The sequence below is a fragment of the Methylobacterium aquaticum genome, from assembly GCF_016804325.1.
GTDB classification, from domain to species: Bacteria; Pseudomonadota; Alphaproteobacteria; order Rhizobiales; family Beijerinckiaceae; genus Methylobacterium; species Methylobacterium aquaticum_C.
The window spans coordinates 2,908,127-2,923,606 of record NZ_CP043627.1 but is presented as its reverse complement, the minus strand read 5'-3'; the positions used below and the strand labels follow the sequence as shown (position 1 = coordinate 2,923,606).

Below are 15,480 nucleotides of genomic sequence, written 5' to 3'. Positions count from 1 at the left end.
CGTCGGAAACGACCTTTGGTTCCGTTCTCGAATTTTCGTCAAGCCTCTGGCTTGGCATAGACAATTCGAGATGGCTCAGTGGCCCGATGCGTCAGCATCTTGGGCCATTGGTATAAGGTTCGGGACCGGCCCGGGCGGAGGCGGGGTCAGCCGCGCTGCAGCACCTCGATGCGCACGCCGTCCGGTCCCTCGAAGAAGGCGATCCGCAGGCCCGGCTTCACGTCGGTGATGCCCGAGACCAGGGGGATGCCGCGGGCGGCGAGATCCGCCACCGTCGCCTCGATGTCCTCGACGCGAAGCCCGATATGCTCGATGCCGCGATGCGGCGGCACGGCGGCCGGCCCGGTGCCCTCGGGCGCCTGCTCGATGAACATCCGCATCCCGCCGAGATCCAGGATGATCCGGCTCGGGCTCTCGCCGCCCTCGCGCCCGGTCTCCCGGGCGCCCAGCACCTCGCCGTAGAACCGCGCCGCCGCCACCGCGTCCCGGCTGCGCAGGTGGAGATGGTCGTACACGTAGCCCATGCGGGTCTCCCTCCGGCGCGGCGCGCCGCTCGTCCCGGCCCGCACCGTACGTCGCCGCCGCGCCGTGCGATAGGCGGACCGGCCCCGGTTGACGCAATCCCGCGCCGCGCCCTACAGAAGAGGCCCGGGCCAGAGGCGCCCGCGGCGGGTTCGCAAGCGCCCGCAGCCGGTTCGGAAGGGTGGCCGAGTGGTTTAAGGCAGCGGTCTTGAAAACCGCCGTGGGGGCAACTCCACCGTGGGTTCGAATCCCACCCCTTCCGCCAGAAATTTCAATGACTTAGGTGAGATTGACCGACGCGAACTTCGTCGGACTCCGCCGTGTCTGTGCCCAGGCTTGTGCCGAGCTTTGCCATTGCGCGGTGGAGGTGATCGGTCACGAGATGCGAGTAGCGCATCGTCATGGTCACGGTTCGATGGCCGAGGATCGCCTGAAGAGCGGCAAGGTCGCCGGTTTTCATCAGGAAGACCGAGGCGAACCGGTGGCGGAGATCGTGACAGCGCCACGGCACGCCCGCACGCCTCGCGATATTACGGTACTGACTGGCAAAATGCGTGTAGCGGCGGCCGTCGCCGTTCCAGAAAACGTGGTGCCGGGTAATGTGCCGAGGGGTTCCGACTAGGACGGTCAGGGCTTCGTCGCTCAGCGGCACAACGCGCGGGCTCGAGGTCTTGGTTTTCGTAAGGCGGATCTCGCGCCGCTCGATCGAGACCTGCGACCATTCCAGGGAAACGGCCTCCTCCTGGCGCATGCCCGTGGCGGCCAAGAACCGGATGATCCGCCCGACCATTGGTGAAGCGTGTGCGACGAGACGCTCGACCTCAGCCTTACTCGGGAAGGAAGTCCGCGGCGGCGCTTCCCTGATGTGCCGCTTATCGAAAGCTTTAACGGGGTTGAGGTCGATGTAGTCCCAAGCTACTGCGCAGGAGCAAACGCCGCTCAAGGTGGCGAGGTCACGCCTGATAGTTGCCCCCATAGCTCCGCCACGTCGCCGCGCGGTCACGTAGTCGCTCAGGCGGGTCTTGTTGATCTCGTCGAGGTAGCAGTCACCGAAGTGAGGTTCGAGTAGCCGCAAACTGGACCGATAGCGACGTTGGGTCGCGGGTCGGAGGGTGGGCATGAACTCGAGCGCGAACCTCTCAAGCGCTTCCTTGTAGCTCCGGCGTGGACGACCACCGCGATCGAGGCGGCGGTGCTCCTCTAGCACCTGCGCGAGGTACTGTTGGGCGACGGCCTTGGAAGCCGTTCTTGCCGAACGTCGAACTTCTCGACTGCGCCATTGGAACCGGATCCAATAGGTCTGCCCCCGCTTGTAAACCGACGCCACTCATCCCCTCCTGCTGAAGCTCAGCAAACGAGGGTCGCACGATCGCGAAATCCGGCAACTATTTTCGATCCCCCGCTGGGTCGAAAGCGTTATTCTGATGAGAAGCGGCAGGGAGGGGGACAGTGGCAGGCAGACCATCACTTTCAGCTATCGTGCAGAAACGGCAGCACACCTTTCTATAATTCGTACACGAAGTACCTAAACGAGCATCGCCTTGGACCTAGGAGCACTGCGGGCAGAGTCCGGCAACCGACAATTTACGCGGCTTTTAAAGTTCGCATATTACAAATACTTGGCAGGTATTTTTTCCGCCGTGCGGACATAACAATCACGTAAGTATCTACTTAGAAAAATATTAACCGCCATAGTTTCGTATATGAATTACTGAAAATCGATTATATATAATTATTTAGGAATAATATTAATATACTGTTTATTTATTGCCTACATCGACAAAATACTTCATATCTCAGGCTCGAGTCAGAATCAAAAGTACGAGCGAAAATTTCATAATATCTGCTCCCAGAAAATTCGCGCTCGTAGCAATATTACTCAGATTCACGCCGGTACTTTCATGATTTAAGCAAATGACGATGTTGACTAACTCAAATCGCACCTTTCAAACCCCTCACGTATTCAGCGTTTCTTGACAAAAGGTTGCATATGCCTAAGCTGGCGCCAACTTACGTTGGATTCGGCCAATCATGACATATGACAAAAAAACTGTTAAGGGATTCGCTGACGCCGCTCAGTCGTTGAAACTATATAGGCGGGCCGAATTAGTCGATCAGAAGGACCGACCGCTGATTGAGCAGCTTTACGTCGATCCCTTACCTAACAACGCGACTCTGGAAACTATTCTTCGATCAAATACAACATTTTTAGTGGGCAGAAAAGGAACGGGTAAGTCAACGATTTTCCAGCGGGCGCAGCATGAAATCAGAAAGCAGAAACGTTCTGTTTCAGCATATGTGGATATCAAGACGGTTTTTGAATCGGCATCTGTTGATCCAGCGCTTCTCGCGAAAGCGGCTGGCGAGAACGCAGCGCTCAGCCAAGACGCGATTAGGCAGCTATTGCTGTTTAAATCATTTATGCGCAGTGTTTTATCCGAGATAAAAGCAGAATTGAGGAAACAAATTGAACATTCTTTTTTAAACAAGTTGCGAGATAAAATGGGTCGAGGACCAGTTCAAATATTTGAGCGATTGGATGAACTAATTGATACATCTCTCAGTGTGCAGGTAACTGATATCACCGCATTGCAACATCACGGCCAAAAAGAAAAGCAAAATGCTAAGGCTTCAGGTGCGACAAAGCTTAGCTCTTCGGGAAAAGTCTCGGCCAGCGAAAGCGCTATCAGTGCAGAATTGACCGGGAGCTTTAATGTAGAGAATGCATCCAGCGCTGAGCAAGAGTCGGAAAACAGCTACTCGCGCCTGCTTATGCGCACGTTAAATATTACAGGCATAATCGAAGAATTGCAAGAAATTTTGCACGTAATCGAAGTGAGAAATCTGTTTATATTCATCGATGATTTTTCAGAGTTGCCTGAAGATGCAATGCGTGTTTTCGTTGATGCGATACTAAGTCCTCTAAATAACTGGTCGAACGAACTCATCAAATTTAAAATTGCGGCATATCCTGGAAGAATTTACTACGGCAAGATAGATCCGTTGAAGATGGATGAGATTTATCTCGATCTTTTTAAACTTTATGGATCAAATGATGTTATTACAATGGAAGAAAAAGGGGTGGATTTCACAGCCAGACTACTAGACAACAGAATCAAATATTTTTGCAAAATTCCGTTCGAAGATCTTTGTAGATCAAATTATGAGGAGATAATAAAAAATCTTTTTTTCGCAAGCATGGGAAATCCGAGGACGCTGGGACATATTTTATATAATTTACAGGAGTCACACATTGCATATACGAGATTGGTGACAAATCGGGCCGTGAGAGATGCGTCAGTCAAATATTACGATGAGAAAATTGAGCCGTTTTTCGGTATCCAGAAATTTCGTCAAGAAACCTTTTCCGAAAGATCCTCGGCGTTCAGCTTAAAAGAACTTCTAGAGGATATAGTGACACGATCACGCGAACTAAGAAATTATCGTGGGTCCGCTGTTACTAAGGATATCCACGGGCAACCCCCAACAAGTCATTTCCATGTCGTTAGCGAACTTGACGACCTCCTTTCGACGTTAGAACTTAATTTTTTTATGACGAAATATTTTGAGATGAAGGATAGGGACGGTCGAAAAGTCTCCGTATACGCACTCAATTTTGGAATGTGTAACAAATATAGCATCGAATTTGGGCGCCCTGTTGGACGTCGAGAGTTTCGCCTCTATTTTGTTGAGAGGTTTTTTGATTTTACCAATATACTCAGGCGATACTTGGAGCACAATCAGGAAATTAAGTGCGGCAACTGCGGTGAGGTTTATGGCGTAGATAAACTGTCGAGTTTGGCTCTTTTTGATATGCTTTGCCCAAAATGCAAAAGTGGAAAATGTGAAGTAACCAATCTGTCCCAACGCTACGGTGAGGTGATTAACAATATACGCCCCGAATTATTACTGCCTGAAATCGAATTAGGCATGCTTGAGACTTTGCACACAGAGAATCGGGATCTCTACGCTCGGGAAATCGCTGAAGAGTTAGATTGTTCTTACCAACTTATCGGGCGACGTGGCAAGATAATGGAAGAGAGAGGATTGCTTGACCGAATTAGGAAGGAAAATTCTCGGCGTGTGTATCGGCTTAGACCGGAAGCCGCGAAAGAATATTTTGATAGAAATCAGGACAGATATCTCAATATACGCGAAGATGATTGAATAAAATACTAAAATAAATGATTATACATTCGGACAATACAAGGGTTGGATAGCACAAATGTTTGGCCGATCAGCCGAAGATGACCAACGAAATAGAAACAATACTCATCTTGAGCAGATATCGGCACATATTATGGCGTCGCCTGTTTTGTTTTTCCTGAAAAACAGGCGACGATGACGTCTGAATAAATTTTCATCCTCGCATTAGCGGCAGTCAAAGCATGAACCAGTGCGGGCGTGCCGTGGCGCTGTCACGATCTCCGCCACCGGTTCGCCTCGGTCTTCCTGATGAAAACCGGCGACCTTGCCGCTCTTCAGGCGATCCTCGGCCATCGAACCGTGACCATGACGATGCGCTACTCGCATCTCGTGACCGATCACCTCCACCGCGCAATGGCAAAGCTCGGCACAAGCCTGGGCACAGACACGGCGGAGTCCGACGAAGTTCGCGTCGGTCAATCTCACCTAAGTCATTGAAATTTCTGGCGGAAGGGGTGGGATTCGAACCCACGGTGGAGTTGCCCCCACGGCGGTTTTCAAGGTCGATCTGCTCGGTGCCCGGAGGAGGTCTTGAAGGCAATTCGTTATTGTTCGTAGTGGCTTAATCCCAGAGCGTGCGCGGGCGGCTTGTGACGGCCGCGCACGCGGAGTCGGCACAGCGTTGGTGGATGGTCTCGGGGATCACCGCCCCGGCGGCGATCGCGCCCACCGTGCCCACCAACGTCCTGCCGAGCGCACTGCGCGCTACCTTCGACGTTCTCCGCGACGGTCCCGGCAGGCCCTATGGCGACCGAGCCAGGGTTCGGGGCACCTCCCGGGTGACGATGATGCCGACGATCTCGCAAGGCCCCCCCGATGATCGTCGCCCCGAGCGGTCGGCGCTAATCACTGGCTCCATAATCGGCGTGGCGCTCGACGTCTACGATCAGCCAGCTACGCGCGGACGGCTGGATCGGCGGCCACAGCGCGCATCGTAGGGCAGGACGATCCGAGGAGCCTCACCACGATCGTGGCCGAAGCGATCGAAGCGATCGAAGCAAGGCGCGTGAGATCGCCACCGCAACGATCTATGCGGATTACCCCTCCGCGATACGACCGGGATTGGTTCGATCAGGGATACGACGTAGCCGTCATTCCAGCAGGTAGTACCGTGGTTGACAACCGCTTGGCAGGACCGAACGATCCTGTTACGAGCCTGTCCGTGTTAATCGGTAGTACCAGGGAGTAGGACGTGGTGGAGATGAAGCGGAAGGGTCGGGCCAAGGCTGTTCCGAAGGACGACCGGCAGCGGCACATCTCGCTTCTGCTCAAAGGCAAAGACCACCTCTATGCCGCGTTGAAGGACGTGCGGTGCGAGAAGCGGGTCGACCGAGAGGGACTCTCCCGGGCCGAGCGCATCGACATGATCTGTGAGCGCTACCGGTTCATGGTCGAGGACGAGATGCCCCTCCTCACCGCCTCAGAATGGCTCGGGGTCATGGACGCGTGCAATCCGCGTATGGACTTCAGAAGGGTTTCACGCCTACCTGACGGCGTAGTCGACATGATGCAGGCCGCTCACGAGGAAGGTGTTGCTGCCCGCCATGGCTATGAGCCCGACGCATTACTTGCAAAGATCTCGAACAGAACTCCCTACATCGTCCCGATCGCGGAGGTCGCTGATCGATTTTGGGGTTCTGATTTCGAGGACGGACGCTCGCACGAAGACCGCCTGCGCGACGCCGGAGCGCGGATCGACCAGCGAGCGGGAAAGTAGGACCCAGTGTACTACCGCCTTGGCCTCGAACGGTTGGTGACGGGAAGAACGCTCATCACGGGATACACAGGTCGCCGACGCGGCCTTAATGATGATGTGCGGTGCCTCGGCATAAACAGTCGGCCACTACTTCTGGCTAACCGCCCCGAAACGTCTCCTTGAACGTTCAATGACGGACACGAAAAAGCTCTTCAACCAACTGTACCAACCGGACCAATTGAAGGAATTTTGGGGCGGCAGGCTATTGTAGGCGAAGACTTGTGCATGCCGCACCAAGAAGGACCAACCAACCGGAGGGTTCCGGTTGGTTGGTCCCATGATCGATCGGCCTACTGTACCGGGCGATCGTTTGGGCGCCGGTGTTACGCCGCCTTTGCTCGGTAAATCTCGTCCAGAAGGTCGACGACCCGTTCAAGCATCGCATCACCCCGCTTGTCGCGGTAGCCGCGAGATCGTCGAGCATGATGGTAGCCACCCTGGCCGACACCGCCACCGAGCTTCTTCTCACCGGCGAATACGACCTCGCCGGAGTCGTCCTCGTTGACGTGGAGCAAGATCAGGTCACCCCGCTGCTGAGAGCGACCACCGAGCTATCCGTCGAGCTTCAGCAGGTGATCGTCGCCCTTGCTGCGGCGGGCATTCATCGCGCTCAGCGCGTCCTGTCGGCCTACGTGGCGGTCAGATGCATCCTTGAGGATCCACCGCCGAGAGCGAAGATGAAGAGCATGGCCCGGGTCCTATCCCGCCTTATCCGGTTCGAAGAAGTGGCAGCGCGCGAGCCCGATCTTGACCGAGTCCTGGCGCAAGCGCGAGGGACGGCCAGAGGGGTTAAGGCCCGCAAGCTGGCTATCGACTGGAGCTTGTCGAAGCCTATCGCCCGATAGCTTCATGCCGTCGCGGGACCCAGACCGAGCGGGTGCTATGTAGTTTCTACGCGCTCGGAAATCGTTGCGGAAATTTGGAATTGTATCACGCTGGTTCAAGCGGAACATCCACGGAGCTACGCTTGAACCCGACAGGCGCACGTAAGTTTGGGCCTCGCCCCTTTGGCGAGACCTACCTTCAAATCGCCGTGGAACTTGACGCGGTGTATCCTGGACACCTTGGGCTGGCTCTTCACGGATCCGATCTGGCCCGCCAGACGAGGTTCCTGGCGTATGCGGAGATTGCGACCGGGGGTGCCGCGGCACTCGCAAACCGCCTTGGCAGTGCCGAGGTATCGTCCGCCATCAGGAACGCCGACTCCGATCAGGCGGTGATCGGCAGGGCCCTTGCGGTCTTCAAGCCTCGCGAGATCGTCGAGGCCATCTTCAAGGTCGTCCCGAACGCCTTCCTCGGCACTCTCAAGCGCCTCGGCCCCGGTCCGCTACCCAACCCCGCTCTGTATCGAGAGCTTTACCAACTCTTCGCGTCTCGCATTCCCGCCGACCGCGCCCGAGTTCGCGTTCTACGGCAGTTGCCGGGCACCATCTCGCCGATGCAGATCGCGATCGTGATGGTCATCGACCCCGTCCTCCTGCATCCCCGCTTCGTGATGAAGATCGAGACGGTCGAGGAGGCTCGCGACCTCAGCGACGCCTTTGCTTACATTCGCGCCCACTGCTCAGCCGCCACCAACGAGGCGATCTGGCAGTCAGTTTCGTCCTTCCCCGAGCAGAAGATCGTCGAAGCATTAGTGCGGCGGTGGGCGAAACGGTTTGACCAATTGCCATTTCTACTCGAACTTGCCGACCCGTCCCTGGTGGTGTTGAACACGGGGGCTGCGCTACTCGACGCCGGGCGCCGCTACGATAACTGCCTCTCGACTAAAATCCCTGACGTGCTGGTAGGGCGCAATCTGTATGTTGAGGTCAAAACTGGCCGCAGCCGCGGTCTGATTGCCGAACTGAGACGAACCTCTCGATGCTGGGTCCTTCACATGCTCCATCAACGCGGCAATGGGCGAGTTCCCCGAGATCTTGCTGCGGCTGCTCGTAGCAAACTCGCGGCCCACGGTATCGCAATCTACGACCGCCCCGCGAACGGCATCGCTGGCGTAAATGCGGCAGCCAAGCTGCTTGACATCTACGATTGGAATATCGCGGACGTCAATGAATTTGACACCCCGGAGCCACTCAGTCTCGCAGAGATCGAGGAAGAACTCGACAGCCTTGTTCGGGAATTTGGAGTGGCGGCATCGGCAGCCGAGTTTGCATGATGAAGGCATGGCCGCCGTTCGGCTTGAAGGTCTTTGAGAGAGCGGAAGTTGTTCGAACAAGGCTTCAGCGTCCAGAAGACCATACGACGGTCATGCGGCACAACCTCGAAGTTCTTCGGGGTCTGGTGGATGTTCTTCGAGCACGCGCCAGCACACAGATAGAACTGGAAGCGCTACGCGTCGAGGTCCTTGAAGCGGAGGCGACGATCGCCTCTCTTGTCACTGATCTGGAGCACGAACGTGCATACGCCTCCCACCTAGAAAAGCGGCTTGCCGAATTCGAGGACGCCGCCGAGGCTGCTCAAAGATCACGCCCGCCACTGAGGATCGTGACTTTCAAGAAGGAGCCGAAGGACACCTAAGTTTTCGACCAAGCCGCAAGTCGGATCAACGGTACGAGCGACGACCCAGGAGATTGGCCACACGCATATCCCTGACGATCGCCACGTCGATCTTCTCGATCTCGGAGGCGAGATCTGGGCGAAGGGAAGCCGCCTCGGCCAACCGTGATCTGACAGCCAGCATCGTTTGGGGTGAGACACGCGCCGTCGCACCGCCGCGCCGTTTGAAGTCGCGAAGGTAGCTGCGATCCCTCGCGCAGAAGTTCAGAGAGAACGACTGATGCGAGTGGGTCAGGCCGAGGGCGATCACGGCGTTGGCGGTCGCGATGATTTGGTGTCCGTAGAGCATAGCCGGGATTGAGCAAGTGGGATAAATATATCTGTCAAGTTATTTAGGTTGATCATGAAGCCAAATTTCAGCATGAACTCTGTTGCCGATACCGCCATCGGTAGTTTCACGTTTACGGGCCCAAGCGACCAGATACTCCTTGATCGGACGCGCGAGTGGTGTGTGCATTTCATCGACAACGACTGGCGATACAGGGTCTACATGGAGACTGGAACGATCGCGTTCGACTTCGCCGTCCAGGGTGACGCTGATCTTTTCAGGAAGATCACGAAGAGGGCGCCGACCTTGATCACCTGCGTTTGAGTGGGAGTAGTTGCTGTCACCCTCCGAACACACATGCCCTGTAAAGCGAATCGCGACATTGACGACGCGCCGGTTGATCGGCTTCCCTGGACAGGACGGTTCCTCCCCGGAGGATCAAAAGGGAACACGGTGAGGGCGGAGAGCCCGATGCCGCGGCTGTACCCGCAACTGTGAGCGGCGAGCCTTCCACCACCGAAGTCACTGGGTGCCTCACCCGGGAAGACGGTGGCAGGCGCTGACCCGCGAGCCAGGAGACCTGCCGTCAGCCGTGGTCACACGCGAAACACGTCGGGCGGGATTTCCTGATGGGTGTCGAAGCGGATGCGCCTGCCTCCGCCTGAGACCTCGTTCGCGGTGACGTGCCACTGCCGTCCACCGAGGCTCCGTGAACCCGCCCCGTCTCCATTCGTCGCTGCGGCGCTGCGCTGTCGCCGCCTGCGCGATCACGCCCGTGATCACCGTCATCCCGAGCTACGCCCAGCCCGCAAGTCCCGCCGCGGCGGCTGACGCCACCATCCCGCTCGACCCGATCTCGGTCGAAGGCACCTTCACGGCGACGCCCAGCTATCGCGTCGAGGAACTCTACAGCGGCACGAAGACCATCACGCCGCGGCGCGACCTGCCCCAGCAGGTCGACGTCGTGCCCCGGGAGGTGCTGCGCGACACCGCCGCTACCCGCGTGGAGCGCGCTCTCGACTACGTCCCGGGGGTCGGCAAGCAGAACGACTTCGGCGCCCAGAACCTTGCCCTCTACTCCGTGCGGGGCTTCGCCACCCAGGACATCTTCCAGAACGGCTTCAACATCGCCCGCGGCTACAACGGCGCGCCCGATACCCAGAACGTCCAGTCGATCGAGGTGCTGAAGGGTCCGAGCGGGGCGCTCTACGGGCGCAGCGACCCGGGCGGCACCGTCAATATCCTTACCAAGCAGCCCGTGGCGTTGCCCTTCGTCGAGATGGGCACCCTGTTCGGCAGCTTCGGCACGGCGCGCACCACCGTCGATGCGGGCGGACCCCTGAACGAGGACGGCACTGTCCTCTACCGCTTCAACGGCGCGCTCGCCCGCCAGGACAGCTTTCGCGATTACGTCGACGGTGACCGCGTGCTGGCGGCGCCCGTGGTGAGTTGGCAGATCAGCCCCGACACCAAGCTCACCGTCGAGACGCAGTACCTGCGTAACCGCCAGACCTTCGACCGCGGCACCGTCGCGGTGAACGACCGCCTCGGCCTCGTCCCGCGCTCGCGGTTCTTCGGCGAACCGGGTGACAACTCGGTGTCGGAGAGCGGGATCGTGCAGGTGCGGCTGGAGCACGCCTTCAGCCCCGACTGGAACCTGCGGGTCGCGGGCCACTTCAACACCGGCAGCCTGACTGGTCTCCAGACGGGCGCTACCGGGCTGCTCGATGATGGGCGAACCCTGCTCCGCGAGTTCCGCCGCCACGACTTCACCTGGGGTGTGGCCATCGGCCAAGCCGAACTCGTCGGGCGCTTCGACACCGGGCCGTTCGCCCACACCCTGCTGCTCGGCCTGGAGCACGAGCGCTACAACAGCACCGAGAACCTGCTGCGCTCAACGCCGCGCATCGACCCGTTCGCGCTCGACCTGTTCAACCCGGTGTACGGCCAGCCCAAGCCGCCCTTCACGCGCCGCTACAGCGCCAGCGAGAACGTCGGCAACACCGCCGTCTACGCGCAGGACCAGATCGCCCTGAGCCCGGAGTGGAAGCTCCTGCTCGGCAACCGCACCGATTTCTACAACCAGACCTTCCGCGACAAGGTCGGTGGGGAACGCACCGAGCAGGACCGCACTGGCTTCTCGCCACGTGCCGGGCTCGTCTATCAGCCGCTGTCCTTCCTCTCGCTCTACGGCAACGTGGCGGCCTCCTTCCGTCCGAACACCGGCTTCGACAGTGCGACACGCCCCTTCGCCCCGGAGACGGGCTTCGGTTACGAGGTCGGGGCCAAGCTCGACCTCTTCACGGGCCTGAGCGTGACGGCCGCGGCCTTCCACATTGAGAAGGAGAACGTCCTCACCACCGATCCCAAGGACTTCTTCTTCCAGATCGCCGCGGGGGCCGTGCGCAGCCAGGGCTTCGACCTGAGCTTCGTCGGGCAGGTGACGCCCGAGTTCCGGGTGATCGGCGGCTACGCCTTCATCGACGCGGCGGTGACGCACGACGAGGTTCTGCGGATCGGCTCGCCGCTCCTCAACATCCCGCGCCACTCGGGCAGTCTGCTCGGCGTGTATGAGGTCCAGGGCGGCGACTGGAAGGGCTTCGGGATCGGCGGCGGCGTCCGGGCAGTCGGCTCGCGCCTGGGCGACAGCGGCAACGAGCGGTTCCGGCTGCCGGGCTACGTGCTCGCCGACGCCCTGGTCTACTACCGGTACGAGAACCTGCGCTTCGGGCTGAACGTCGACAACATCTTCGACGCAACCTACTACGAGCGCTCCTACAACTCGTTCTGGGTCGGCGTCGGCGAGCCTCGGCGCGTGACCGTCAGCATGACGGCTCGCTTCTGATGGGCGTGCATCGAGGGACGCTTCCGGCGTCGACAGGTGCACCGCTCACCTCTGAACGCATCGGCTCCGTCGATGCGCTCCGCGGGCTGGTGATGGTGCTGATGCTCCTCGATCACCTGCGCGAGACGTGGTTCCTGCACGTGCCCGTCGCCGATCCGATCGACGCCAGGACTGCCCTGCCAGCCCTGTATCTGGCCCGCCTCGCGGTCAGCCTGTGCGCGCCCGTCTTCGTCGCGCTGACGGGCGTGGCCGCATTCCTCTTCAGCACCCGGCACACACGGGCAGAGACACGCGCCTATCTGGTGAAGCGCGGTCTCGTGCTGATGGCCCTGGAAATCCTCTACCTCTCCGAACTGTACTGGGGGGTGGCCAGCCCGACCCTCTGGCTTCAGGTGATCTGGTGCATCGGCGTGTGCATGATCGTCCTCGCGGCACTGATCGGCCTGCCGCGCTCGGTCCTCCTCGCGATCGGGCTCCTGATCGTCTGCGGTCACAACCTTCTCGACCCAATCCAACTCCAGCCCGATCAGGCGCTGTTCCCCGTCTGGGCCATGCTGCACCAGCGCGACACGATCGCGCTGCCGTTCGGACTGGTTGCGAAGACGACCTATCCGGTGCTGGCGTGGATCGGCGTCATCGTACTCGGCTTCGCAATCGGTCCGTGGTTCCTGCCCGGGGTCGGGACGCGCACGCGCGAGCGGCGTCTCGTGGGGCTCGGCTGCACGATGCTGGTCGCCTTCGGGCTGCTGCGCCTCGCGAACAGCTACGGCGACAAGCCCTGGTTCGTTGTCGACGGCAGCGCCCTGCGGACGGCGATGAGCTTCTTCGCGCTGACGAAGTACCCAACCTCGCTGCTGTTCCTGCTGCTGACGCTCGGGATCGGTGCGCTTCTCCTCGTTGCGCTGGAGCGGAGGCGCGATGCTCCAGTCGTCACGGCGTTGGCGGTGTTCGGCGGTGCCCCGATGTTCTTCTACCTGCTCCACCTGACGGTGCTGCGGGTGCTGTACCACGCCGCCTACGCGATCTGGGGCTCGACGCAGGGCTCTCTGTTCGTCGTCGCCAACTACGGCTGGGTGTTGGTGTGGTATGTCGGGTTGATCGTACCCCTCTACCTGCCGACAGCTTGGTTCTCGCGCTTCAAGGCGTCGCGGCGCGACATCGCTTGGCTGAAGTATCTCTAGGATCGAACTCAACCAGCTTGACCGTGTCGAGGATGCTCGCGACTGTCGTAACCCTCGCACGATCAAGATGGCTGCGATTGGCCAATGCTAGAATTTAAAATAGGCCAATCTCAAAGAAATTTAGACCAATTCAAAACTAGCTCATGCAAATTATTTGTTGCTTCGCAAACATCAAACCCTAGAAAGAGCAGATGGCCCGTCGTGTGAGCTGCCAGATCTTCGACATGCCGGACGGCCGATTTTCCGTCACGGTGACCATTGACCCGAACAAAACGATGGTCCGCACTGGCTTTGCGACCCAGGCCGATGCCAGTGCCTGGGTTGAGGGGCTGCGGGACATCATGACGGCCCTGGGTGCACCTGTAAGCCTCGCTTTCCCCGAATACCCAGGATCACTACCCCTGAACGAAGTGCTGGCCTTCATCCGCAAGGCACCCACCGAAGCCCACTGACGACGACCACGCAGCGCGTGTGCAGCATGCATGCTTTCAACCGTAAGCATACGGTTCATACCGGCAGCGAGGAAATTGTGCATTCCAAGCTTCGAAGTGCCGTTAGGTGATGCTACAGGTGGTTAATCCCGCCAGTTTAAGCCCTGCCAGCATTTGGCCTCAGCGAGGCTACGTGATGGTGAGACGGCGCATGTTGGACAATCAGCGCGAGGCGCTTCGCCAAGAAGCGTTGGCCGAGATCGCCCTCCTCGACACGCCGCCCGAGCGCGAGTTCGATGTGCTGGCGAAGCTCGCGCAACGTATGCTCGGCACCGGCATGTCCTCCATCACCCTGATCGCCCCGGAGCGCCAGTGGTTCAAGGCACGCTGCGGGCCCCTGGCACCGGAGACCGTGCGGGCTCAGGCGTTTTGCCCCGTCGTGGTCGAGACCGAAGCGCCGCTCACGGTGGCCGACGCCCGCCTCGACCCCCGCTTCGCCGAAAGCCCGTTCGTCACAGGAGCACCGCACATCCGCTACTACGCGGGTGTGCCGGTGCGGGCTCGGCGGCCTGCTGGTGATGTGGTGACGATCGGCACGCTCTGCGTGCTCGACGAACGGCCGCGCGAGCCGACGCCGACCGACCTGGAAGTTCTGGAGGAACTGGCCTGCCTCGCCGAGGCTCTGATCGAGGCGCGGGCCGTCGCCCTTCGCGCGGCCGAGACCGCCGAAGAGCATCGTCTTACTGCTGAGCGGCTTGAGCGCGAGCGCCGCCAGTTCAAGCAGGCCGAGCGTATGGCCGACATGGGATCGTACCGGTACGACATCGAGAAGCAGTCCACCACTTGGTCGGACGGCGTCTTCGCCATCCACGAGCGGCCCGTCAGCGGCGGCGTACCCGGCGACGAGATCATGAACCACTTTCCCGAGCCCGACCGCAGCACATTTGTCGCCTCGGTGATGCGCACGCTGGACACGGGCGAGCCATTCGAGATGGAAGCCGACTTCGTGACTGCCAAAGGCAACGTGCGGCGCGTGCGATGTTCCTGCGAGATCGAGTTGGCTAAAGGCAGATCTGTCGCTCTCATCGGCCTGATCCAGGACATCACCGAACGGCACAACCTGGAACAGCGTCTGCGCCACCAAGCCCGCACCGACGACCTGACCGAACTGGCCAACCGAGCCGAGTTTCACCGCGTTCTCGATGCGCGGCTGCGCGAGGCACGCAGCGTGGACGGTGACGTAGCGGTGCTTCTGATCGACCTCGACGGCTTCAAAGACGTCAACGACACCCTCGGCCATGCCGCGGGCGACGCAGTATTGCGAAAGGTCGCGGATCGGCTGCGCGCCTCATGCGACGGTCGATCCTTTCCAGCACGGCTAGGCGGCGACGAGTTCGCGGTCGTGTTATCGGCCGATCTCGATCGCGTAGGAGTCGACCGGAAGGTACGGCGGCTCCTGCACGACCTTGAGATCGTCATGGACGGACAGGGTCACATCGCCCGAGTGACGGGGACGATCGGCATCGCGTGGTCGAGTGTGGCTGGGCAGGACCGCGATATGCTCCTGCGTCAGGCCGATGCGGCGCTCTACGCCGCCAAACGCTCGCGGAAGGGAACGGCGCAGACCTACCGGGTTGATGCGAACCACCGGCAGGTAGGTTGAACGTGTCCGTAGATGAAAGCCTCGATGCCAGTCGTAGCTGGGACCACTA

At 59.4% G+C, this 15,480-nt stretch carries 13 protein-coding genes, 1 tRNA gene and 1 riboswitch; of the genes, 11 read left to right on the top strand and 3 right to left on the bottom strand.

All coding sequences use genetic code 11. The features are described from left to right. Positions 1–146: 146 nt before the first annotated feature. A complete protein-coding gene (locus tag F1D61_RS13350; protein ID WP_203158431.1) occupies positions 147–524 on the bottom strand; it encodes a VOC family protein in 378 nt (125 codons plus the stop codon). Positions 525–697: 173 nt separating this feature from the next. On the opposite strand from F1D61_RS13350, the gene F1D61_RS13345 reads away from it, so the two are divergent. Beyond that, positions 698–787 (top strand) — tRNA-Ser (locus tag F1D61_RS13345). Between the two features lie 6 nt (positions 788–793). Here F1D61_RS13345 and F1D61_RS13340 read toward each other — a convergent pair. After that, positions 794–1,849 carry a tyrosine-type recombinase/integrase gene (locus tag F1D61_RS13340; RefSeq protein ID WP_203158430.1) on the bottom strand — a complete coding sequence of 352 codons (1,056 nt, stop codon included), beginning with the start codon at positions 1,847–1,849 and terminating at the stop codon, positions 794–796. A gap of 704 nt (positions 1,850–2,553) precedes the next feature. Here F1D61_RS13340 and F1D61_RS13335 point away from each other — a divergent pair. The 6 genes from F1D61_RS13335 to F1D61_RS13310 all read left to right on the top strand — a co-directional run bounded on the left by F1D61_RS13335 (position 2,554) and on the right by F1D61_RS13310 (position 9,004). Then, a complete protein-coding gene (locus tag F1D61_RS13335; RefSeq protein ID WP_203158429.1) occupies positions 2,554–4,689 on the top strand; it encodes a helix-turn-helix domain-containing protein in 2,136 nt (711 codons plus the stop codon). A 237-nt stretch (positions 4,690–4,926) separates the two neighbouring features. Beyond that, positions 4,927–5,166: a tyrosine-type recombinase/integrase gene (locus tag F1D61_RS13330; RefSeq protein WP_203158428.1), complete on the top strand. Its 240-nt coding sequence runs from the start codon at positions 4,927–4,929 to the stop codon at positions 5,164–5,166. 754 nt (positions 5,167–5,920) lie between these two features. Then, entirely contained in the window at positions 5,921–6,445 is a 525-nt protein-coding gene (locus tag F1D61_RS13325; RefSeq protein WP_203158427.1) for a hypothetical protein, read from the top strand. Positions 6,446–6,906: 461 nt separating this feature from the next. Then, positions 6,907–7,329, top strand: coding sequence for a hypothetical protein (locus F1D61_RS13320; RefSeq protein ID WP_203158426.1), 423 nt, complete (start codon positions 6,907–6,909; stop codon positions 7,327–7,329). Between the two features lie 122 nt (positions 7,330–7,451). Then, positions 7,452–8,642, top strand: coding sequence for a hypothetical protein (locus tag F1D61_RS13315; protein ID WP_203158425.1), 1,191 nt, complete (start codon positions 7,452–7,454; stop codon positions 8,640–8,642). After that, on the top strand, positions 8,639–9,004 hold the full coding sequence (locus F1D61_RS13310) for a hypothetical protein (RefSeq protein WP_203158424.1): 366 nt from the start codon (positions 8,639–8,641) through the stop codon (positions 9,002–9,004). The genes F1D61_RS13315 and F1D61_RS13310 overlap by 4 nt, the downstream gene beginning before the upstream one ends. Before the next feature lie 25 nt (positions 9,005–9,029). Here the strand turns inward: F1D61_RS13310 and F1D61_RS13305 are convergent, their stop codons facing one another. Beyond that, the gene (locus F1D61_RS13305; protein WP_203158423.1) at positions 9,030–9,332 is read right to left on the bottom strand and encodes a hypothetical protein; all 303 of its coding nucleotides are present in this window, start codon (positions 9,330–9,332) and stop codon (positions 9,030–9,032) included. 384 nt (positions 9,333–9,716) lie between these two features. After that, positions 9,717–9,913: riboswitch (cobalamin riboswitch) on the top strand. Between the two features lie 107 nt (positions 9,914–10,020). Here F1D61_RS13305 and F1D61_RS13300 point away from each other — a divergent pair. The 4 genes from F1D61_RS13300 (at position 10,021) to F1D61_RS13285 (ending at position 15,431) form a co-directional block, all read left to right on the top strand. After that, a complete protein-coding gene (locus F1D61_RS13300) occupies positions 10,021–12,156 on the top strand; it encodes a TonB-dependent siderophore receptor (RefSeq protein ID WP_246775861.1) in 2,136 nt (711 codons plus the stop codon). Continuing rightward, positions 12,156–13,337 carry a DUF1624 domain-containing protein gene (locus F1D61_RS13295; RefSeq protein ID WP_203158422.1) on the top strand — a complete coding sequence of 394 codons (1,182 nt, stop codon included), beginning with the start codon at positions 12,156–12,158 and terminating at the stop codon, positions 13,335–13,337. Before F1D61_RS13300 ends, F1D61_RS13295 begins: the two co-directional genes overlap by 1 nt. 191 nt (positions 13,338–13,528) lie before the next feature. After that, positions 13,529–13,789: a hypothetical protein gene (locus F1D61_RS13290; protein WP_203158421.1), complete on the top strand. Its 261-nt coding sequence runs from the start codon at positions 13,529–13,531 to the stop codon at positions 13,787–13,789. A gap of 190 nt (positions 13,790–13,979) precedes the next feature. Continuing rightward, positions 13,980–15,431, top strand: coding sequence for a diguanylate cyclase domain-containing protein (locus F1D61_RS13285; protein ID WP_203158420.1), 1,452 nt, complete (start codon positions 13,980–13,982; stop codon positions 15,429–15,431). The last annotated feature ends 49 nt before the right edge of the window (positions 15,432–15,480 follow it).

Bases quoted from the DNA above. Each gene is read 5' to 3' on its own strand.
- F1D61_RS13290 (WP_203158421.1), top strand. From the start codon at position 13,529: ATGGCCCGTCGTGTGAGCTGCCAGATCTTCGACATGCCGGACGGCCGA.
- F1D61_RS13305 (WP_203158423.1), bottom strand. From the start codon at position 9,332: ATGCTCTACGGACACCAAATCATCGCGACCGCCAACGCCGTGATCGCC.
- F1D61_RS13310 (WP_203158424.1), top strand. From the start codon at position 8,639: ATGATGAAGGCATGGCCGCCGTTCGGCTTGAAGGTCTTTGAGAGAGCG.
- F1D61_RS13295 (WP_203158422.1), top strand. From the start codon at position 12,156: ATGGGCGTGCATCGAGGGACGCTTCCGGCGTCGACAGGTGCACCGCTC.
- F1D61_RS13350 (WP_203158431.1), bottom strand. From the start codon at position 524: ATGGGCTACGTGTACGACCATCTCCACCTGCGCAGCCGGGACGCGGTG.
- F1D61_RS13285 (WP_203158420.1), top strand. From the start codon at position 13,980: ATGTTGGACAATCAGCGCGAGGCGCTTCGCCAAGAAGCGTTGGCCGAG.
- F1D61_RS13335 (WP_203158429.1), top strand. From the start codon at position 2,554: ATGACATATGACAAAAAAACTGTTAAGGGATTCGCTGACGCCGCTCAG.
- F1D61_RS13320 (WP_203158426.1), top strand. From the start codon at position 6,907: ATGATGGTAGCCACCCTGGCCGACACCGCCACCGAGCTTCTTCTCACC.